At 74.7% G+C, this 20,697-nt stretch carries 17 protein-coding genes; 11 read left to right on the top strand and 6 right to left on the bottom strand.

Annotation, left to right across the window (positions count from 1 at the left end):
• Positions 1-76: 76 nt before the first annotated feature.
• Positions 77-616: a DUF4822 domain-containing protein gene (locus ACQP6G_RS14745; protein ID WP_429765302.1), complete on the top strand. Its 540-nt coding sequence runs from the start codon at positions 77-79 to the stop codon at positions 614-616.
• Between the two features lie 66 nt (positions 617-682).
• Here ACQP6G_RS14745 and ACQP6G_RS14740 read toward each other — a convergent pair whose 3' ends face one another.
• On the bottom strand, positions 683-1,411 hold the full coding sequence (locus tag ACQP6G_RS14740; RefSeq protein ID WP_429765300.1) for a TetR/AcrR family transcriptional regulator: 729 nt from the start codon (positions 1,409-1,411) through the stop codon (positions 683-685).
• Positions 1,412-1,533: 122 nt separating this feature from the next.
• On the opposite strand from ACQP6G_RS14740, the gene ACQP6G_RS14735 reads away from it, so the two are divergent.
• Positions 1,534-2,721, top strand: coding sequence for an FAD-dependent monooxygenase (locus tag ACQP6G_RS14735; protein ID WP_429765298.1), 1,188 nt, complete (start codon positions 1,534-1,536; stop codon positions 2,719-2,721).
• 9 nt (positions 2,722-2,730) lie between these two features.
• On the opposite strand, the gene ACQP6G_RS14730 is transcribed toward ACQP6G_RS14735, so the two are convergent.
• The gene (locus ACQP6G_RS14730; RefSeq protein WP_429765297.1) at positions 2,731-3,474 is read right to left on the bottom strand and encodes a class I SAM-dependent methyltransferase; all 744 of its coding nucleotides are present in this window, start codon (positions 3,472-3,474) and stop codon (positions 2,731-2,733) included.
• Between the two features lie 308 nt (positions 3,475-3,782).
• On the opposite strand from ACQP6G_RS14730, the gene ACQP6G_RS14725 reads away from it, so the two are divergent.
• From ACQP6G_RS14725 to ACQP6G_RS14695, 7 genes are all read left to right on the top strand, one after another.
• Positions 3,783-3,872, top strand: a complete 90-nt coding sequence (locus ACQP6G_RS14725) for a potassium-transporting ATPase subunit F (protein ID WP_429734823.1) — start codon at positions 3,783-3,785, stop codon at positions 3,870-3,872.
• On the top strand, positions 3,872-5,545 hold the full coding sequence (gene kdpA, locus ACQP6G_RS14720; RefSeq protein ID WP_429765295.1) for a potassium-transporting ATPase subunit KdpA: 1,674 nt from the start codon (positions 3,872-3,874) through the stop codon (positions 5,543-5,545). The genes ACQP6G_RS14725 and kdpA overlap by 1 nt, the downstream gene beginning before the upstream one ends.
• Before the next feature lie 3 nt (positions 5,546-5,548).
• Positions 5,549-7,720: a potassium-transporting ATPase subunit KdpB gene (gene kdpB / locus ACQP6G_RS14715; protein WP_429765293.1), complete on the top strand. Its 2,172-nt coding sequence runs from the start codon at positions 5,549-5,551 to the stop codon at positions 7,718-7,720.
• Between the two features lie 43 nt (positions 7,721-7,763).
• A complete protein-coding gene (gene kdpC, locus ACQP6G_RS14710; protein WP_429765291.1) occupies positions 7,764-8,390 on the top strand; it encodes a K(+)-transporting ATPase subunit C in 627 nt (208 codons plus the stop codon).
• A gap of 2 nt (positions 8,391-8,392) precedes the next feature.
• Positions 8,393-10,930 (top strand): ATP-binding protein, encoded by a 2,538-nt coding sequence (locus ACQP6G_RS14705; RefSeq protein ID WP_429765289.1) that lies wholly within the window; start codon positions 8,393-8,395, stop codon positions 10,928-10,930.
• Positions 10,927-11,625 (top strand): response regulator, encoded by a 699-nt coding sequence (locus tag ACQP6G_RS14700; protein WP_429765288.1) that lies wholly within the window; start codon positions 10,927-10,929, stop codon positions 11,623-11,625. Before ACQP6G_RS14705 ends, ACQP6G_RS14700 begins: the two co-directional genes overlap by 4 nt.
• A 73-nt stretch (positions 11,626-11,698) precedes the next feature.
• Entirely contained in the window at positions 11,699-12,190 is a 492-nt protein-coding gene (locus ACQP6G_RS14695; RefSeq protein ID WP_429765287.1) for a hypothetical protein, read from the top strand.
• Between the two features lie 68 nt (positions 12,191-12,258).
• Here ACQP6G_RS14695 and ACQP6G_RS14690 read toward each other — a convergent pair whose 3' ends face one another.
• Positions 12,259-13,731, bottom strand: a complete 1,473-nt coding sequence (locus tag ACQP6G_RS14690) for a dicarboxylate/amino acid:cation symporter (RefSeq protein ID WP_429765286.1) — start codon at positions 13,729-13,731, stop codon at positions 12,259-12,261.
• A 434-nt stretch (positions 13,732-14,165) separates the two neighbouring features.
• Here ACQP6G_RS14690 and ACQP6G_RS14685 point away from each other — a divergent pair, with 434 nt between their 5' ends.
• Entirely contained in the window at positions 14,166-15,128 is a 963-nt protein-coding gene (locus ACQP6G_RS14685) for an arginase family protein (protein ID WP_429765284.1), read from the top strand.
• A gap of 124 nt (positions 15,129-15,252) precedes the next feature.
• Here ACQP6G_RS14685 and hutI read toward each other — a convergent pair whose 3' ends face one another.
• Genes hutI through hutH form a run of 3 tightly spaced genes read right to left on the bottom strand, consistent with a single transcriptional unit; the run spans position 15,253 to position 19,838 of the window.
• Positions 15,253-16,512: an imidazolonepropionase gene (hutI, locus tag ACQP6G_RS14680; protein WP_429765283.1), complete on the bottom strand. Its 1,260-nt coding sequence runs from the start codon at positions 16,510-16,512 to the stop codon at positions 15,253-15,255.
• Between the two features lie 2 nt (positions 16,513-16,514).
• Complete coding sequence (hutU, locus tag ACQP6G_RS14675; protein ID WP_429765281.1) at positions 16,515-18,194, bottom strand: urocanate hydratase; 1,680 nt, start codon at positions 18,192-18,194, stop codon at positions 16,515-16,517.
• Between the two features lie 39 nt (positions 18,195-18,233).
• Complete coding sequence (gene hutH, locus ACQP6G_RS14670) at positions 18,234-19,838, bottom strand: histidine ammonia-lyase (protein WP_429765280.1); 1,605 nt, start codon at positions 19,836-19,838, stop codon at positions 18,234-18,236.
• A 97-nt stretch (positions 19,839-19,935) separates the two neighbouring features.
• Between hutH and ACQP6G_RS14665 the strand changes: the two genes are divergently transcribed.
• Complete coding sequence (locus ACQP6G_RS14665; protein WP_429765278.1) at positions 19,936-20,694, top strand: IclR family transcriptional regulator; 759 nt, start codon at positions 19,936-19,938, stop codon at positions 20,692-20,694.
• Positions 20,695-20,697 lie beyond the last annotated feature (3 nt).

The raw sequence follows: 20,697 nt of genomic DNA, 5'->3' as shown, positions 1-20,697 counted from the left end.
CGGAACCACGATGGATCCGACGCACCGACACGCCGGGACACCCACCGCCGTCCCGGGCACGAGGGAAGGACACCCCATGAAGCTCACGACGTCGACGAAGCCCGCCACGATCGCCGTCTCGGCCCTGATCGCGCTGGGGGCGCTCACCGCCTGCAGCACGGGCGAGGCCGACGCCGCGGCCCGTTCCGAGACCGCCGCCACGCAGGAGGCCGCGGCGGCCGACGAGGCGCAGACGCCGTCCGACGTGCTCGCGTCGACCGCGTGGGAGACCACCGGCGCGACCGACGCCGAGGGTGACGACGTCCCGCTCGACGACGACGACGTGAGCGCCTTCGTCGGCTGGGCGTACTTCGACGCCGACGGCACGTTCACCATGTACGACCTCGACGACAGCCCGAAGATGCAGGGCGACTGGACGGTCGACGAGGAGGGCACGACCCGCCACATCGTCGCGAAGGACGACGCCGGCGAGGTGCAGTTCGAGCGCGACTCGGACATCGTCACGCTCACCGACGAGGAGTTCACCTACCGCGTGTTCCCCGAGGAGGGGAACACCGACGTGTACTACGACATCGTGCACACCCCGACCGACCACGAGGAGCCGGCCGCGTCCTGAGCCGCCGGCCTCCCGGCGAGCGCCCGCCCTCCCCGGGGAGCGGGCGCTCCGTCGTCGCGGCTCCGGTCAGGCGCGCTCGGCCGCGAGCGCCCCGACGCCGGCGACCACACGCGCGACGCCGAACCGCAGGGCGTCGTCGCGGTCGCCCGGCTCGGCGTCGGAGAAGGCCGCCACGGTGAGCGGGTAGTCGTCCGCGTGCTCGGCGAGGACGGGCCCGAGCCCGGCGGTGAGATCGGCCTCCGGCGACGCGCCGCGCGGCTGCTGGCGCACGAGGGACATCACGTGACCGACCAGGAGCGCGAGCGTGTCGAGCCTCTCCGCGCCGGTGAGCGGCAGGTCCCCGAACGCCGCAAGGCCGGCCTCGAACCAGGCGAGCTCGACGGGGCCGGGCACGTGCGGCCGCTGCGCGAGCTCGACCGACCAGGGCCGCGCGAGCGCCCGCGCGTGGACGCTGCCGGCCCAGTCCGTCAGGGCGGCCCGCCAGTCCGCCCCCGTCGCCGCGGACGGCGCGGCCCCGAGCGCGGCGTCGAGCAGGAGCGCGTCCAGCTCGACGCGGCCCGGCACGTAGCGGTACAGCGCCATCTTGGTGGTGCCGAGGCGTGCGGCGACGGCCTGCATCGTCACCGCGTCGAGCCCGTGGGCGTCGGCGATCTCCGTGGCCGCGGCCACGATGCCGTCGACACTGAAGCGCGGCTTGGGCCCGCGGCGGGCCGGCGTCGCGCGCCGCCACAGCAGCGCGACGACGTCGTCGGTACTCGTCGCGCCCGTCCCGGCCCCCCGATGGTCGGCGCCCATCGCTCCCCCTGCCTCCGGCGGCTGCCGGTCTCGCGCGCCCTGAAGTATTTGCGTCCATCGTACGCGGATGCTTACTGTGTCTCTGGGACGCAATTAAGCCTCGGTCACCGAAGGAGCAGTCCATGTCCACCTCGAAGATCCTCGTCTCCGGCGCGAGCATCGCCGGGCCCGCGCTCGTCCGCTGGCTCGGCCGCAACGGCTTCGACGTCACCGTCGTCGAGAAGGCCCCCGCGCTCCGGCCCGGCGGCCAGGCCGTCGACTTCAAGGGCCGCACCCACCGCGACGTCCTGGACCGCATGGGGATCCTCGACGACGTGCGCGCCCGCCAGACCCCGCGGACCGACTGGCGCATGGTCGACGCCCGCGACCGGGTCCGCGCCGTGATCCCGGGCGAGTTCGTCGGCGGCGACCTGGAGGTCCTGCGCGGCGACCTCGCCGCCGTCCTGCACGAGCACACCGCCCGCGACGCCGAGTACGTCTTCGGCGACGAGATCGTGGGCGCGACCGAGACGACGGACGGCGTGCAGGTCGCGTTCGCACACCGGCCGAGCGAGCGGTTCGACCTGGTGGTGGGCGCCGACGGCGTGCACTCCGCCGTGCGGCGGCTCGCGTTCGGCCCGGAGGAGCAGCTCGTCGAGTCGCTCGGGTACTGCTACGCCGTCGCCGACGCCGCGGCGCCGCTCGACGGGCTGGAGACCCGGCGCCCCGACGGCCGCGCCGTCGCCTACGGGTACAACGAGCCCGGCCGGCTCGCGCTGCTCGGCGGGCAGAAGGCGCCGAGCCTGTTCGTCTTCCGCGCGCCGGGCGGCGGGGCACCGTACGACCGCCACGACGCCGCGTCCCAGCGGGCGTTCCTCGAGGCCGCCTTCGCCGGCGCCGGCTGGCGCGTGCCCGCCGCGCTCGACGCCGTCCGCCGGGCCGACGACCTCTACCTCGACGCCCTCGCGCGCACCCGGATGACGTCGTTCACGCGCGGGCGGTTCGCGCTGGTCGGCGACTCGGGGCACGCCAACACCCTCGGCGGCTTCGGGACGGGCCTGTCCCTCGTCGCCGCCTACGTCCTCGCCGGCGAGCTCGTGGCGGCGCGCGGCGACCACGAGACCGCGTTCGCGGCCTACGACCGGCGGATGCGCAAGCCCACCCGGGTCGCGCGGACCGGCAACGCGGGGCCGTTCCTGGCACCGCCGACGAACGCGCGCATCCGGATGCGGGACCGGACCTTCACCACGCGGTGGATGTACCGCTCGATGCTGTGGATGACGGACGTGTTCGCGACCGACACCAACGTCCCGGCGTACGCCCTGCGCTGAGCGTCGCGCTCAGACCCGGCGCGCCAGCAGGCTGAACGCGTTCGGGACGCGGCCGTCCCAGGCGGCGGCGTCGATGCCGTCGGGGCGCCAGAACGGGTCGGGGTGCTCCTCGAGGTGCTCGATCTCGAACCCGCCGCGCAGGCAGTCCATGACGGTCTCGGCGAGCGTGCGCTGCCGCTCCACCGCCCCGTGGCCGGGGAACGTGTCGTTGACGTGCGACGCCTCGAAGTACCCCCGGTCAGGGCGCACGCGGAGCTCGTCGGCGTCCCACGCCCACAGCGGCACCAGCGGGTGGGCCTCGTAGACGTAGAACCGCCCGCCCGGCCGCAGCAGGCGGCGCACCTCGGCGAGGAAGGCGGGCAGGTCCGCGACCCAGATGAGCGCGCCCTTGCCGGTGTAGACGAGGTCGGCGCACGCGTCGTCGAGGCCGCTGTCCGGCAGCGTCGCGCGGGTGTACCGGCAGGGCACGCCGAGCTCGTCGGCCCGGCGCTGCGCGCTCTCCACCGGCGCCGGGCTGTAGTCCAGGCCGTGCACGGACCGCGCGCCCAGCCGCGCCAGGGCGACGTCGTCCAGGCCGTGGCCGCTCATCGGGTGCACGACGTCGGCGCCCCGGACCAGCTCCCCGATCGCGGCGACCTCCGCGGGCAGCAGCCGGGCGGTCCTGGCCTGCGCGAGGTGCTCGTCGTACTCGTCGGTGTACTTGCGCGAGGCGACGGCCCACGCGGCCCGGGTGTCGTCGTCGACGGAGTCCATGCGGGGCAGCCTGGCACGGCCGACCGCCGCCACGCGCCGGTTTTTCCGAGGTGGCGGGGCCACGCCCGTAGGGCTTCCGTCAGGGTGCGCCCCGGCGCCGTATGGATCCCGTGAGGACGGGGTACACGGGCTTCCGACGGGTGTTGCATCGTCGTCGGCACCCGGGAAGGGCGCCCGGCCCGACCCTCTCCGGAGGCCGGCCGTCGGAATCGAAGTGGGGACGTGCTGGTGCTTGACGTCGTCTACGTGCTGGGCGTGATCGCCCTGTTCGCGCTGGTCGCCGGGATCGGGAAGGCGGTGGAGAAGCTGTGATCGTCGTCGAGCTCCTCGCCGCCGCTCTCGGCGTGGCCGCGCTGGTCTACCTCGTGGTGGCCCTCGTGAAGCCGGAGAAGTTCTGATGGGCTGGGTCGGGGCGGTCCTCGCGCTCGGGACCGTCGCCCTCGTCCTCGCGGTCGTCCACCGGTCGTTCGGCGACTACATGGCGACCGTGTACACCACCCCTCGCGACTGGCGCGTCGAGCGGGGCCTGTACCGGCTGCTGGGCGTCGACCCGCGCTCCGGGCAGACGTGGCAGGCGTACGCGCGCGGCGTCCTGACCTTCTCCCTCGTCGGGCTGCTGCTCGTCTACGCCCTGCAGCGCACGCAGCAGTGGCTGCCGTACTCGCTGGGGCTGCCCGCCGTCGCGCCGGACCTGTCGTTCAACACGGCCGCGTCGTTCGTGGGGAACACGAACTGGCAGTCGTACTCGCCCGAGCAGACCGTCGGCTACACGGTGCAGCTCGCCGGGCTCGCGGTGCAGAACTTCGTCTCCGCGGCGGTCGGCATGGCCGTCGCCGTGGCGCTGGTGCGCGGGTTCGCGCACCGCCGCAGGGGGACGATCGGCAACTTCTGGGTCGACCTGGTCCGGGGCTCGCTGCGCATCCTGCTGCCGCTCTCGGTGGTGGGCGCGGTGGTGCTGATGATCGGTGGCGTCGTGCAGAACTTCGACGGCTTCACCGACGTCACGACCGTGGCCGGCGGCGCGCAGAGCATCCCCGGCGGGCCGGTGGCGTCGCAGGAGGCCATCAAGCTGCTCGGCACCAACGGCGGCGGGTTCTTCAACGCGAACTCGGCCCACCCGTTCGAGAACCCGACGGCGTGGACGAGCGTCGTCGAGGTGCTCCTCATGCTGGCCGTCCCGTTCTCGCTGCCGCGCACGTTCGGCCGGATGGTGGGCGACCTGCGGCAGGGGTACGCGATCCTCGCGGCGATGGGCGTGATCTTCGTGGCGTCGTTCGCCGCGCTGACGGCGCTCGAGTCCGCCGGGAGCGGCACCGCCCCGCAGCTCGCGGGCGGCGCCATGGAGGGCAAGGAGGCGCGGTTCGGCATCGTCGGGACCACGCTCTTCGCGACCACCAGCACGACGACGTCGACCGGCGCCGTGAACGCGATGCACGACTCGTTCACCGCGCTGGGCGGGATGATCCCGATGCTCAACATGATGCTCGGCGAGGTCGCGCCCGGCGGCGTCGGGTCGGGCCTCTACGGCATGCTCGTGCTGGCCGTCATCGCGGTGTTCGTCGCCGGCCTGCTGGTGGGCCGCACGCCCGAGTACCTGGGCAAGAAGATCGGGCCCCGCGAGATCAAGCTCGCCAGCCTCTACATCCTCGTCACCCCGACGCTCGTGCTGGCGGGCACCGCGCTCAGCTTCGCGATCCCGGCGGTGCGCGAGAGCGTCGTCTCGACGACGATCTGGAACCCGGGCGTGCACGGCATGTCCGAGGTCCTGTACGCCTTCACGTCCGCGGCCAACAACAACGGCTCGGCCTTCGCCGGCATCACGGCGAACACGCCCTGGATGAACACGGCGCTCGGCGTCGCGATCCTGCTCGGGCGCTTCGTGCCGATCGTGCTCGTGCTCGCCCTGGCCGGGTCGCTCGCCCGGCAGGACAAGGTGCCCGCCACCGCGGGGACCCTGCCCACGCACCGCCCGCAGTTCGTCGGGCTGCTCGTCGGGGTCGTCGTCATCCTCACCGCGCTCACCTACTTCCCCGTTCTCGCGCTGGGTCCCCTGGCGGAAGGGCTCGTGTAACTCATGACCACCCTGATCGATACCCCGTCGTCCCCCGCTCCCTCGTCACCGGAGGCCGCCCGCACGCCGGGCGGGGTCTTCACCTGGGCCCAGGTGCGGGCCGCCCTGCCGGGCGCGTTCCGCAAGCTCGACCCGCGCCAGATGTGGCGCAACCCCGTGATGTTCGTCGTGTGGGTCGGCGCCGCGCTGACCACCGTGCTCGCCGTCGTCGAGCCGTTCCTCGGCGGGCCCGTGACCTCGGGCGGCACCGTCGTCCCCGGCTCGTTCACGGCCGTGATCGCGCTGTTCCTCTGGCTCACCGTCGTGTTCGCGAACCTCGCCGAGTCGGTCGCGGAGGGCCGCGGCAAGGCCCAGGCGGACACGCTCCGCCAGACCCGCACGGCCACGGTCGCGCACCGCGTCGCCGCCTACGACGACGCGGCCGACCCCGAGGCCCTGCACGCCGCGCTCGCCGACGTGTCGTCGGCCGACCTGGACCTCGGCGACGTCGTCGTGGTCGCCGCCGGCGACCTCGTGCCGGGCGACGGCGAGATCGTGCGGGGCATCGCGTCCGTGGACGAGTCCGCCATCACCGGCGAGTCCGCGCCCGTGATCCGCGAGTCGGGGGGCGACCGGTCCGCCGTCACCGGCGGCACGCGGGTGCTGTCCGACCGGATCGTCGTGCGCATCACCTCGAAGCCGGGCGAGACGTTCGTCGACCGGATGATCGCGCTCGTCGAGGGCGCCAGCCGGCAGAAGACGCCGAACGAGATCGCGCTGAGCATCCTGCTCGCGTCGCTGTCGATCGTGTTCGTCGTCGTCGCGCTCACCCTGAACCCGATCGCGTCGTACGCGGCGAGCCCGGTGAGCGTGGCCGTGCTGGTGGCGCTGCTGGTCTGCCTCATCCCGACGACGATCGGCGCGCTGCTCTCGGCGATCGGCATCGCCGGGATGGACCGCCTCGTGCAGCGCAACGTGCTCGCGATGTCCGGCCGCGCCGTCGAGGCCGCCGGCGACGTCACGACGCTGCTCCTCGACAAGACCGGCACCATCACCTACGGCAACCGGCAGGCGAGCGAGTTCCTGCCGCTGGCCGGCGTCGACGCCCGCGACCTGGTGCGCGCCGCCGCCCTGTCGTCCCTCGCGGACCCGACGCCGGAGGGCGCGTCGATCGTGGCGCTCGCCGTCCGGGCCGGGGTGGACGTGGGGAGCCACGAGAGCACCGCGGTGCCCGGCGAGGTCGTGCCGTTCACCGCGCAGACCCGCATGTCCGGCCTCGACGAGCCGGACGGCACGCAGATCCGCAAGGGCGCCGGCAGCGCGGTCATGGCCTGGCTCGCCGGCGGCGGCGCCCCCGCCGCCCCGGTGGTCGCGGAGGTGGAGGACGCCGTCGAACGGGTCGCACGGTCCGGCGGCACGCCGCTGGTCGTGGCGGTCCGGGCGCCGGGCGGGGCCGGGCGCGTGCTCGGCGTCGTGCACCTCAAGGACGTCGTCAAGGAGGGCATCGCGGACCGGTTCGCCGAGCTGCGCGCCATGGGCATCCGCACCGTGATGGTCACCGGCGACAACCCGCTGACCGCCGCGGCCATCGCCGCCGAGGCCGGCGTCGACGACTACCTCGCCGAGGCCACGCCGGAGGACAAGCTGGAGCTCATCCGGCGCGAGCAGGAGGGCGGCAGCCTCGTCGCGATGACGGGGGACGGCACCAACGACGCCCCCGCCCTCGCGCAGGCCGACGTCGGCGTCGCGATGAACTCGGGCACGTCGGCAGCGAAGGAGGCCGGCAACATGGTCGACCTCGACTCCGACCCCACCAAGCTCATCGACGTCGTCCGCATCGGCAAGCAGCTGCTCATCACCCGCGGCGCGCTGACGACCTTCTCCATCGCGAACGACATCGCCAAGTACTTCGCGATCATCCCCGCGATGTTCATGGGCGTGTTCCCCGGCCTCGAGGCGCTCAACGTCATGGGCCTGAGCTCGCCGTCGTCCGCCGTGGTCTCCGCGATCGTGTTCAACGCGCTCGTCATCGTGCTGCTCATCCCGCTGTCCCTGCGCGGCGTGCGGTACCGGCCCATGGACGCGTCGAAGACCCTCGGGCGCAACCTCCTGGTCTTCGGCCTCGGCGGCATCGTCGCGCCGTTCGTCGGCATCTGGCTCATCGACCTCGTCGTCCGCCTCGTCCCCGGTTTCTGAACAGCACAGTGTTCTGAGCAGAGCAGGAAGAAGGAACAGCACCATGAACGCCACCACCCGCAGCACCGGCCGCACCCTCGGGGTCGCGGTCCGGGCGATGATCGTCCTCACCCTGCTGCTCGGCGTCGGCTATACGGCGGCGATCACCGGCGTCGGGCAGCTCGTGCTGCCGGCGCAGGCCGACGGCTCGCTCGTGCGCGACGGCGACGGCACCGTCGTCGGGTCGGCCCTGATCGGCCAGGGCTTCACGGACGCGGAAGGGGCGCCCCTGCCGCAGTACGTCCAGCCGCGGCCGTCGGCCGCGGGCGACGGCTGGGACGGCGCCGCGTCGTCCGGGTCGAACCTCGGCCCCGAGAACCCCGACCTCGTCGCCGCGATCGGGGAGCGGCGCGCGGCCGTGGCCGCGCTCGAGGGCGTGGACCCGGCGGACGTCCCGGCGGACGCCGTCACCGCGTCCGGGTCCGGGCTGGACCCGCACATCAGCCCCGAGTACGCCGACCTCCAGGTCGCGCGGGTCGCCGCCGCCCGCGGTCTGTCCGAAAAGGAGGTCTCGGACCTCGTCGCGAGGCACACTGAGGGTCGCGCCCTGGGATACCTCGGGGAGCCCGTGGTCGACGTGCTGGAGCTCAACGTGGCCCTCGACGAGAGCACGGCCGAGCTCGGGAGGTGAGCATGGGTCGCGGCAGGTTGCGCGTCCTCCTCGGCGCGGCGCCGGGCGTGGGGAAGACCTACGCCATGCTCGAGGAGGGCAAGCGGCTGCGCGACGACGGCCGGGACGTCGTGGTCGCGCTCGTGGAGACGCACGGGCGCGCCGCGACGGCCGCGATGGCGGCGGGCCTGGAGGTCGTGCCGCGCGCGTCGGTCGTGCACCGCGGCGTCGAGCTCACCGACCTGGGCCTCGACGCCGTCCTCGCGCGGCGGCCGGACGTCGCGCTGGTCGACGAGCTGGCGCACACCAACGCCCCCGGCCTGGCGCACGCGAAGCGGTGGGAGGACGTCGACGCCCTGCTCGACGCCGGCATCGACGTCCTCTCGACCGTCAACATCCAGCACATCGAGTCGCTCAACGACGTCGTCCAGAAGATCACCGGGGTGGCGCAGCAGGAGACCATCCCCGACGCCGTGCTGCGCGCCGCGGACCAGATCGAGGTCGTGGACCTCGCCCCGCAGGCGCTGCGCGACCGCCTCTCCTCCGGCGTCGTCTACCCGGCCGAACGCGTGGACGCTGCGCTGTCGAACTACTTCCGCCTCGGGAACCTCACCGCGCTGCGCGAGCTCGCCCTGCTGTGGCTGGCCGACGAGGTCGACGCGGCGCTGCAGCACTACCGCACCGAGCACGGCATCGACTCCACGTGGGAGGCCCGCGAACGCGTGGTCGTGACGCTCACCGGCGGGCCCGAGGGCGAGACGCTCCTGCGGCGCGGGGCACGGATCGCGGCGCGGTCGGCCGGCGGCGACCTGCTCGCCGTCCACGTCACCAGCCAGGACGGGCTGCGCGGCGCGACCCCGGGCGCGCTCGCCCGGCAGCGGATGCTCGTCGAGGAGCTCGGCGGCACCTACCACCAGGTGGTGGGCGACGACGTCCCCACGGCGCTCGTGGAGTTCGCGCGCGGCGTCAACGCGACGCAGCTCGTCATCGGCGTCTCCCGCCGCGGCCGCCTCGCCGCCGCCCTCAGCGGGCCCGGCATCGGCGCGACCGTGACGCGCGAGGCCGGCAACATCGACGTCCACATCGTCAACCACGCCGCCGCGGGCGGTCGCACCCGGCTGCCGCGGATGGGCGGCGCCCTGTCGGCGAAGCGCCGCCTGGCCGGCTTCCTGCTCGCCGTCCTGGGCGGGCCCTTGCTGACGTGGGGGCTCGTGTCGATCCGCAGCGAGGAGTCGATCGTCTCCGACGTGCTGTCGTACCAGCTCCTGGTCGTCGTGGTGGCGCTGATCGGCGGGGCGGGGCCCGCGGTCTATGCCGCGATCCTGTCCGGGGTCACGCTCGACTTCTTCTTCGTGGAGCCGATCCACACCATCACCGTGGGCGAGCCGCTGCACGTCGTCGCCCTCGTCCTCTACGTCGTCACGGCCGTGCTCGTGAGCGTCGTCGTGGACCGCGCCGCCCGCACCACGCGCGCCGCCCACCGGGCCGCCGCCGAGTCGGAGGTGCTGGCGACGGTCGCCGGCAGCGTGCTGCGCGGGCAGGACGCCGTGCAGGCGCTGGTGAGCCGGGCGCGGGAGGCGTTCGGTCTCACCGGGGCCCGCCTCGTCGCCGGCGGCGCGGTGCTGGCCGCGGACGGCGGGGACGACCCCACGGGCCCGCGCACGACGATCGACGTCGGCGACCGCGCCGTCCTCGAGCTGTCCGGGGGCGACCTCGCGGCCTCCGAGCGCCGCCTCCTGAACGTCATCGCGGTCCAGCTGCAGGCCGCGCTGGAGCGCAGCGACCTGGCCGAGGTGGCGAGCGAGGTGGACCAGCTCACCGAGTCCGACCGCGTGCGCAGCGCCCTGCTGTCCGCGCTGAGCCACGACCTGCGCCGCCCGCTGAGCTCCGCCGCCGCCGCCGTGAGCGGGCTGCGCTCCGCCCGCGGCGCGCTGAGCGAGGCGGACCGGGACGAGCTGCTGGTGACGGCCGACGAGAGCCTCACCGCGCTGGCCACCCTGATCACCGACCTGCTCGACGTGAGCCGCCTGGAGGCGGGCGTCCTCGCCGTCTCGACCGCGCCCGTCGAGACCGCCGACGTCGTGCTGCCCGCGCTCGACGAGCTCGGCGTCGGCCCCGGCGAGGTGGAGCTGGACCTCGACCTCACGGCGCCGAGCGTCGTCGCCGACTCCGTGCTGCTGCAGCGCGTGCTGGTGAACCTGCTGGCCAACGCGCTGCGGCACTCGCCCTCCGGGCGGCGGGTGCGGGTCTCGACCAGCACGTTCGCCGGCACGGTCGAGATCCGGGTGGTCGACCACGGCCCCGGCATCCCCGCCGACCGGCGCGAGGACGTGTTCGTGCCCTTCCAGCGGCTCGGCGACACCGACAACACGACCGGCCTGGGGCTCGGCCTCGCGCTGTCCAAGGGGTTCGTCGAGGGCATGGGCGGCACGCTCACCCCCGAGGACACGCCCGGCGGCGGCCTCACGATGGTGGTCGCGCTCCCGGCCGCGGTCGCCGCGCCGCACGACCAGCCCGACCAGCCCGACCAGCCCGACCAGCCGGAGGCGACCGCCCCATGAAGATCCTCATCGCCGACGACGACCCGCAGATCCTGCGCGCCCTGCGGATCACGCTCACCGCGCAGGGGTACGAGATCGTCACGGCGACCACCGGGACGCAGGCGATCGCCCGCGCCATCGACCACCGGCCCGACGTGTTCATGATCGACCTGGGCATGCCGGAGCTGGAGGGCATCGACGTCATCCACGCCGTCCGCGGCTGGTCGGACGCGCCGATCCTCGTGGTGTCGGGGCGCACCGGCGCGGCCGACAAGGTCGAGGCGCTCGACGCGGGCGCGGACGACTACGTGACGAAGCCGTTCTCCATCGAGGAGCTCCTGGCCCGGATCCGCGCTCTCACCCGCCGCGTCGCGCACGAGGACTCCGACCCGGTGGTGCGGTTCGGCGACGTCACGGTGGACCTCTCCGCGCACAGCGTCACGCGCGCCCGTGACGGGCAGACGGAGCACGTGCGCCTCACGCCCACCGAGTGGCAGATGCTCGAGCGGCTGGTGCGCAACCCCGGCAAGCTCGTCACCCGCCAGACGCTCCTCACCGAGATCTGGGGGTCGGAGCACGTGACCGACACCGGGTACCTGCGGCTGTACGTGGCGCAGCTGCGCAAGAAGCTCGAGCCCGACCCCGCCGCCCCGCGCTACCTCGTCACCGAGTCCGGCATGGGCTACCGCTTCGACCCGGACGGCGGGGAGTCGTGAGGATCGGGCTCGTCCCCGTATGCGTCCCGTGAGGTCCGGGTCCCGCGGGACCGCCCCGCAGTAGACCGGAGGCATGAGCCTCACGACGCTGTTCACCACCCTGGTCCGCACCCGCCGCCCCGCGCTCGAGGGGTGGCCGGAGGGCACCGAGCTCACCGGCGACGACGTGCTCGTCGACCGCACCAGCCTGGCCCGGCTCGCCGAGCACTACCCGACGCCGCGCGTCTACGTCCCGGTGGGTGCCGACGTCACCCGGGTCGACCGCTACTGGGGCGACCCCACGGCGCGGACGGTCGTCCTCGCCCGCGTGCTGGACGCCGTCCCGCGGCTCGGGGACGACGCACGACAGGCCTGGCTCGACGCCGACCTCGGCGGGTGCGCCGTCCTGCTCGACCGGGCGCGGCTCGTGGGCCGGGCGTCCGCGGAGCCTCGGCGCCCGTTCACCGTGCACCCGGCCCCGGGCCGCGGCGGGCCGGTCGTGCTGCTGCCGCGCGACCTCCGCCGCGGCGACGTCCTCGCCGTCCCCTGCGCCGGGCTGGTCGACGCCGCCGACCTCGCCCGGTAGCCCGCCCGGAACGCGCCGGAGGCCCGGCGGGTCTTCCCCACCGGGCCTCCGTCACGTGCTGCGGGCCGTCAGGCCTTCGCGCCGGCGCCCACCGGCTCGCGGCCGGCGCCGTCCTGCGCGGTCTCGGCCTGGGCGGCGTCGTCCTGCACGTCGTCCTGCGCAGTCTCGTCCTCGTCGAACAGGTGCTCCGACGACGCGGCGCGGTACTGCTCGAGGTCGAGGATGCCCTCGCGCTTGGCGACGATGGTCGGGACCAGCGTCTGCCCGGCGACGTTCACCGCGGTGCGGCCCATGTCGAGGATCGGGTCGACGGCGAGGAGCAGGCCCACGCCCGCCAGCGGCAGGCCCAGCGTGGACAGCGTGAGGGTCAGCATGACCATCGCGCCGGTGAGGCCCGCGGTGGCGGCCGAGCCCACCACGGACACGAACGCGATGAGCAGGTAGTCGGTCAGCGACAGGTCGATGCCGAAGATCTGCGCCACGAAGATCGCGGAGATCGCCGGGTAGATCGAGGCGCAACCGTCCATCTTCGTCGTCGAGCCCAGCGGCACCGCGAACGACGCGTACTCGCTCGGCACGCCGAGGTTCCGCTCGGTGACGCGCTGCGTGACGGGCATCGTGCCCACGGACGAGCGGGAGACGAACGCGAGCTGGATCGCCGGCCACGCGCCCTTGAACCAGGCGATGACGCCGAGGCCGTTGGCCTTGAGCAGCACCGGGTAGACGACGAACAGGACCAGCGCGAGGCCCACGTAGATCGCCACGGAGAACGAGGCGAGCGAGCGCAGCGACTCCCAGCCGTAGGTGGCGACGGCGTTGCCGATGAGGCCCATCGTGCCCAGCGGCGCGAGGCGGATGATCCACCACAGCACCTTCTGCACGATGGCGAGCGCGGACTTGTTGAACGCGAGGAACGGGTCGGCCTTGGCGCCCGACTTCAGCGCGGCGATGCCGATGACCAGCGCGACGACGAGGATCTGCAGCACGTTGAAGCTGATGCCGGTCTCGGCGCTCAGCGCGCCGTCGGCCCCCGCCTCGACCGACGTCTTCGCGCCCAGGCCGAGCACGTTGGTCGGGATGAGGCCGTTGAGGAAGTCGAGCCACGTGCCGGTGCTGGACGGCTCGGCCGCCTCCGCCGTGGTGAGCGTCGTGTTGTGGCCCGGCTGGAACACGAGGCCCAGGCCGATGCCGATCGCCACGGAGATCGCGGCGGTGATGGCGAACCAGAGCAGCGTCTGGCCGGCCAGGCGGGCCGCGTTGGTGACGGAGCGCAGGTTCGCGATCGACGCGACGATGGCCGTGAAGATCAGCGGCGGCACGATCGCCTTGAGCAGGGTGACGAACGACGAGCCGATGGTGTCGAGCGTCGTGGTCAGGCCGTTGGGCGTCTCGCCGTCGGCCTGCGGGCCGAGGGCCAGCGCCAGCCAGCCGAGCAGCACGCCCAGCGCGAGGCCCAGCAGGATCTGGACCGAGAACGACGGGAAGCGCAGGCCCTTGCGTTCGCGCGGCTGCGCGCCGGGGACCTTGGTTGCGGAAGACACAGGTGAACCTTTCGCCTCGGGCGCCCGAGGGCGCCTGGGTGTGGACGACGGCGGCAGGCGGTCGTCCGGATGATCAGGGGGTGCACGAGGGTGCGGGGGACGCGGGCTCGGGGCCGCGTCGTGGAGCGGCGTCGTCGGCGTCGACGACGGTCACCGTGGGGTCAGCGACGCGGGAGGTTCACCGACACAGCGCGCTGGCGACGCGACGGAAGTCGACGTCGAGACGCGCGGTGAGGTCGGTCCTCGCGGGGACGCTGACGGTCACGGGAGCTCCATGCACGATCGAAGGTGGCCGGATCCGGCGATCGAATGATCGACGTGATCGAACGTAGGTATCGAACCCACGAATGCCAGACCCTAGCAGCGGGATACCACGATGCCCAGGGGGTCCCCCGGGTGTGTGAGGCACCTCATGGGAGTCGTACGGTCGGCAGGTGACCTCCGCTCCCCTGCCCCACGACCCGCTCTGGCCGCGCGCCGGCTCCTGGCCTGCACCGTCGCCCGGGGCCCCTGCCGACCTGGCCCTGATCGGCGTCCCCACCTGGCGCACGTCGCTGTCGACGACGGGCGCGCACGCCACGCCCGCCGCCGTGCGGGCCGCGCTGCGCCGGTACAGCCCCGCGCTGATCCGTGGCGCCGACGGCGCGCCCGTCGACCTGGGCGAGCCGGCCGTCGTCGACCACGGCGACGTCGACGAGCCGGACGGGCCGGACGGCGAGGCCCGCGCGCGAGCCGCGGTGCGGTCGGCGCTGGCGGGGGCGCGCGCCGTCGTCGCGCTGGGCGGGGACAACGCGCTCACGGTCCCGGTGGCCCTCGGCGCCTGGGGGGACGACGTCGCGACCGCCGGCCTGGTCACCGTCGACGCGCACTACGACCTGCGCGACGGCGTCTCCAACGGCTCGCCCGTACGGCGGCTGATCGAGGCCGGCCTGGACCCCGCGCGCGTCGTGCAGATCGGCATCGCGGACTTCGCCAACTCGGCGGCCTACGCCCGCCGGGCGCGCGACCTGGGCATCACGGTCGTGACGCTCGACGAGGTTCGTCGGCAGGTCCACGAGCGAGGTCCCGGCGGGCCGGGCGACGTCGTCCGCGCGGCCCTGGACGTCGCAGGCGCCGCGGGCGGGCCGGTGCACCTGGACGTCGACGTGGACGTCTGCGACCGCTCCGTCGCGCCCGGCTGCCCCGCGTCCGTGCCCGGCGGGCTGGCGGCCTGGGAGCTGCGCGCCCTCGTCCGCGCGGCCGCCACCGACCCGCGCGTCCGCTCCGTCGACCTCGCCGAGGTGGACGCGACCGCCGACGCCCCCGACGGCCGCACCGTCCGCCTCGCCGCCCTCTGCGTGCTGGAGGTGCTGGCGGGCCTCGCCCTCCGCGAGGTAGTACCGAACCCCGCGAAGTAGTACCAATCCTGCCGAGGTAGTACGGACAAAAACCGCACATCCCCCAAGTCCTGAGGGCAGGGCGCTACCTCGCGGATTCTCGTACTACCTCGCGGAGGTGCGTACTACCTCGGCAGGACTGGTGCTACCTCGCAGGGTGGCCGTCCTTCCACACCGCGTGCACGAGCGGGACGCCGGGACGGTAGGCGAGGTGCGTGCGGGACGGGGCGTCGAGGACGACGACGTCGGCGCGGGCGCCGGGCGCGAGGTGCCCGACGTCGTCGCGACGCAGCGCACGGGCGCCGCCCGCGGTCGCGGCCCAGACGGCCTCGGCGACGGTCATGCCCGTCTCCCGCACCGCGAGCGCCACCATGAGCGGCATCGAGCTCGTGTACGACGAGCCGGGGTTGCAGTCGCTGGCCAGCGCGACGACGGCGCCCGCGTCGAGCAGGCGGCGCGCGTCGGGGTACGGCTGGCGCGTGGAGAACTCGACGCCGGGCAGCAGCGTCGCGACGGTTCCCTGCGCTTCCCCACCCCACGACGCCGCGAGCGCCGCGACGTCGTCGTCGGACAGGTAGGTGCAGTGGTCGACGGCGGCGGCGCCGAGGTCGACGGCGAGGCGCACGCCCTCGCCCGGCCCGAGCTGGTTCGCGTGCACGCGGACGCCCAGCCCGGCGGCGGCGCCCGCCTCCAGCACGCGGCGCGACTGCTCCGGGGTGAACGCGCCGGTCTCGCAGAACACGTCCACCCAGCGCGCGTGCGGGGCGCACGCGGCGAGCATGTCGCCGACGACGAGGTCGACGTAGCCGTCCGGGTCGTCGGAGAACTCGGGCGGCACCACGTGCGCGCCGAGGAACGTCACCTCGTCGGTGACCTCCCGGGCGAGGCGCACGGCCCGCTCCTCGTCGGGGACGCTCAGCCCGTAGCCGCTCTTGGTCTCGAGGGTCGTGGTGCCCTGCGCGAGCGCCTGGTCGACGTGCCGGCGCAGCACCGCCCGCAGCCCGTCGTCCGACGCCGCGCGCGTGGCCGCGACCGTGGTGCGGATCCCGCCGGCCGCGTACGGACGGCCGGCCATGCGCGCCTCGAACTCCGCCGACCGGTCGCCGGCGAACACCAGGTGGCTGTGCGAGTCCACGAAGCCGGGCACGACCGCGCGCCCCTCGACGCCGACGACGCGGTCGGGCGCACGCCCCAGCGCCGCCTCGACGCCGTCGGCGCACGCGCTCTCCGGGCCCGCCCAGGCCACGCGCCCGCCGTCGAGCAGCAGCGCGGCGTCCCGGATCACGCCTGTCGGGTCGACTACCGGGTCGACGCCGACGGCCTCGGGGGCGTTCGTCGTGAGCTCGCCGATCCCCAGGATCAGCGTGGCCGGGTGCGAACCGCCCGGGTGCTCCACCTCGCGCATGCCTACGACTCTCGCATCGGCACGCGGAGCCCGCCCCGCGACGCCGCGGCCGCTGCGTCGTCGTACCCGGCGTCGACGTGCCGCAGGACGCCGAGCCCCGGGTCGTTGGACAGCACGCGCGCGAGCTTCTGCGCCGCCAGGTCGGTGCCGTCCGCGACGGACACCTGCCCGGCGTGGATGGACCGCCCCATCCCGACGCCGCCGCCGTGGTGCAGCGACACCCAGGTGGCGCCGGACGACGCGGCGGTGAGCGCGTTGAGCAGCGGCCAGTCGGCGATGGCGTCGGAGCCGTCGGCCATGCCCTCGGTCTCCCGGTACGGGGAGGCGACGGAGCCGGAGTCGAGGTGGTCGCGGCCGATGACGACCGGCGCGCTCACCTCCCCGGACGCGACGAGGTCGTTGAACGCCAGCCCCGCACGGTCGCGCTCGCCGTGGCCGAGCCAGCAGATGCGGGCCGGCAGGCCCTGGAACGCGACGCGCTCCTGGGCGGCGCGGATCCAGCGGTGCAGGTGGTCGTCGTCGGGGAAGAGGTCGAGGACGGCCTTGTCGGTGGCGGCGATGTCACGCGCGTCGCCGGACAGCGCGGCCCAGCGGAACGGGCCCTTGCCCTGCGCGAACAGCGGCCGGATGTAGGCGGGGACGAAGCCCGGGAAGTCGAACGCCCGGTCGAAGCCGCCGCGGCGCGCCTCGTCGCGGATCGAGTTGCCGTAGTCGAACACCTCCGCGCCCGCGTCGAGGAAGCCGACCATGCCCTCCACGTGCCGGGCCATCGACTCGCGCGCCCGGTCGGTGAACTCCTCCGGCTTGGCGTCCGCGCAGTCGTGCCACTCGTCGACGGAGACCCCCACCGGCAGGTACGACAGCGGGTCGTGCGCCGACGTCTGGTCCGTGACCACGTCCACCGCTACGCCCCGACGCAGCAGCTCCGGCACGACCTCCGCGCTGTTCCCCTCGACGCCCACCGACAGCGCCCGGCGCCCCGCCTTCGCCGCCTCGACCCGCCGGACGGCGTCGTCCAGGTCGTCCGCGACCTCGTCGAGGTAGCGCTCGCGCACGCGCCGCTCCAGGCGCGACCGGTCGACGTCGACCACGAGGCACACGCCGCCGTTGAGCGTGACGGCCAGCGGCTGCGCGCCGCCCATGCCGCCGCACCCGCCGGTCAGCGTGAGGGTCCCCGCGAGCGTGCCGCCGAACCGCTTGGCGGCGACGGCCGCGAGCGTCTCGTACGTGCCCTGGAGGATGCCCTGCGCGCCGATGTAGATCCACGACCCGGCCGTCATCTGGCCGTACATCGTGAGGCCCTGCGCCTCGAGCTTCCGGAACTCCGGCCACGTGGCCCAGTCGCCCACGAGGTTGCTGTTGGCGAGGAGCACGCGCGGCGCCCACTCGTGCGTGCGCAGCACGCCCACCGGCTTCCCGGACTGGACGAGCAGCGTCTCGTCGTCGGCCAGCGTCGTGAGGGTGCGGACGATGGCGTGGTAGCTCGGCCAGTCGCGCGCCGCCCGGCCGGTGCCGCCGTAGACGACCAGGTCGTCGGGGCGCTCCGCCACCTCCGGGTCGAGGTTGTTCATGAGCATCCGCAGCGGCGCCTCGGTCTGCCAGCTGCGGGCGGTGAGCGTCGTGCCGCGCGGCGCGCGCACGGGGACGGGGGTCCCCCGGTCGTAGGACATGGCGTGGGACATCGTCGTCTCCTTCGGGAGTGGCTCGGGGGTTCGGGAGGGTCAGCGGAGCGGGCCGACGGCGGCGCTCGCGGCGGCGACGACCTTGCCGTCGGCCACGAGCCGCGTCACGGCGTCGATCTCGGGGGCGAGGAACCGGTCCGGCCCGGGGCCGGGGACGGCGGCGCGCAGCAGCGCGTGGACGGCGCCGGTGCCGGCGGCGGGCGACAGGCCCGTCGCGGGGGTGCAGCGCAGGTCGAGGGCCCGGGCGGCGGTCATGAGCTCGACGGCGAGCACGCGGCCCAGTTCGTCGACGGCGCGGCGCAGCTTGCGTGCGCCGGCCCAGCCCATGGACACGTGGTCCTCCTGCATCGCGGACGACGGGATGGAGTCGACGCTCGCCGGCGCGGCCAGCCGCTTGAGCTCCGAGACGATCCCGGCGGCCGTGTACTGGGCGATCATCAGGCCGGAGTCGACGCCCGGGTCGTCGGCGAGGAACGCCGGCAGGCCCTCGTTGCGCGCGACGTCGAGGAACCGGTCGGTGCGCCGCTCGCTCATGCTCGCGACGTCGGCCACGGCGATCGCGAGGAAGTCGAGCACGTACGCGACGGGCGCGCCGTGGAAGTTGCCGTTCGACTCGACCCGGCCGTCCACCGTGACGACGGGGTTGTCGATCGCCGACGCGAGCTCACGCCCCGCGACCGACGCCGCGTGCTCGACGGTGTCCCGCGCGGCGCCGTGCACCTGCGGCGCGCAGCGCAGCGAGTACGCGTCCTGCACGCGGGTGCACTCCGGGCGGCCGTCGGCGTCGAAGGTCCGGTGGCTCGCCACGACCGGCGACCCGGCGAGCAGCGCCCGCAGGTTCGCGGCCGACGCCGCCTGCCCCGGGTGTGGCCGCATGCCGACCAGGTCCTCGGCGAACGGCGCGTCCGAGCCGAGCAGCGCCTCGACGCTCGACGCCGCGGCGACGTCCGCCGTCGCGAGCAGGCGGTGCAGGTCGTCCAGCGCGAGGCACAGCATCCCGAGCATGCCGTCGGTGCCGTTGATGAGGGCCAGGCCCTCCTTCTCGCGCAGCTCCAGCGGCGCGATGCCGGCCGCCGCGAGCGCGTCGGCGGCGTCGACGGCGCCCCCCGATGCCGTCACACGCACCGGGCCCTCCCCCAGCGCGGCGAGCGCCACGTGCGCCAGCGGCGCCAGGTCGCCGGAGCACCCGAGCGACCCGTACTCGTGCACGACCGGCGTGATGCCGGCGTTGAGCATCGCCGCGTACGTCTCCGCGACCACCGGGCGGGCGCCCGTGCGGCCGGTGGCGAGCGTCGCGAGCCGCAGCAGCTGGAGCGCGCGCACCACCTCGCGCTCCACCTCGGGGCCGCTGCCCGCGGCGTGCGAGCGCACCAGCCCGAGCTGCAGCTGCGCCCGCTTGTCGGTGGGGATGTGGCGGCGGGCGAGGGCGCCGAAGCCGGTGGAGACGCCGTAGTGCGGGCGGGCGTCGTCGGCGAGGTCCTCGACGACGGCGCGGCTCGCGGCCATCCCGGCCAGGGCGCGGTCGGTGAGGTGGACCTGCGCGCCGTGGCGGGCGACCGCGACGACGGCGTCGACGGTCAGCGGGTCGCCGCCGACCTCGACGACACGGTTCTCGGCGACGGCGCGAGCGGTGGTGACGGTCATGCCGCCAGCACACACCGTCCGCGGCGCGCTGGACACGGGTTCCGGCGAGGTTCAGTCTGGGATCCCAGACAGGACGACCGCGCGCGAAGGAGGCCCGATGGCGGACGTCCCGGCGGCGCGCAGCACGCTGCGGGTGCTGACCTACCTGGCCGCGCAGGCGGGCCCGGTCCCGGCGGCAGCGGTCGCGCAGCACCTGGGCCTGCCGCGGTCCACCGTCTACCACCTGCTGTCCGTGCTGGTGGACGAGGGCTTCGTGACGCACCTGCCGGAGGAGCACCGCTACGGGCTGGGGACGGCGTCGCTGTCGCTCGGGTCGGCGTACGCGCGGCAGGCGCCGCTCGCCCGGCTGGCGCGCCCCGTCGTCGCGCGGCTGGTCGAGACGACGGGCGAGAGCGCGCACCTCGCCGTGCTGCACGGCCGCGAGGTGCTGTACCTCGTGGAGCAGCGCGCGCCGCACCGGCCGAGCCTCGTGACCGACGTCGACGTCCGCCTGCCCAGCCACCTCACCGCCAGCGGCCGCGCGGTGCTGGCCCTGCTGCCGGCCCCGCAGGTGCGGGCGCTGTTCCCGTCGGCCGCGGCGCTCGCCGACCGCACCGGCGTCGGCCCGCGCACGCTGCGCGACCTGCGCGAGGTGCTGCGCGACACCCGCCGTCGCGGCCACGCCACCGAGGACGGCGAGGTCACGACCGGCCTCGCGTCCGTCGCGCACGCCGCCCTCGACCACACCGGCCGCCCGGTGGCGGGCGTGGCGCTGACGTTCTGGTCCGACGACGTCGACGCCGCGCGTCGCGACGAGCTCGCCGCCGCGGCCGGTCGCGCCGCCGCCGAGATCAGCCGCCGGCTGGGCGCCCGCTGACCC

This window comes from Isoptericola nanjingensis, assembly GCF_050311635.1.
Taxonomy (GTDB): Bacteria; Actinomycetota; Actinomycetes; order Actinomycetales; family Cellulomonadaceae; genus Isoptericola; species Isoptericola nanjingensis.
Note: the sequence above shows the minus strand (reverse complement) of the source record. Positions and strands in the feature narration are given on the sequence as shown.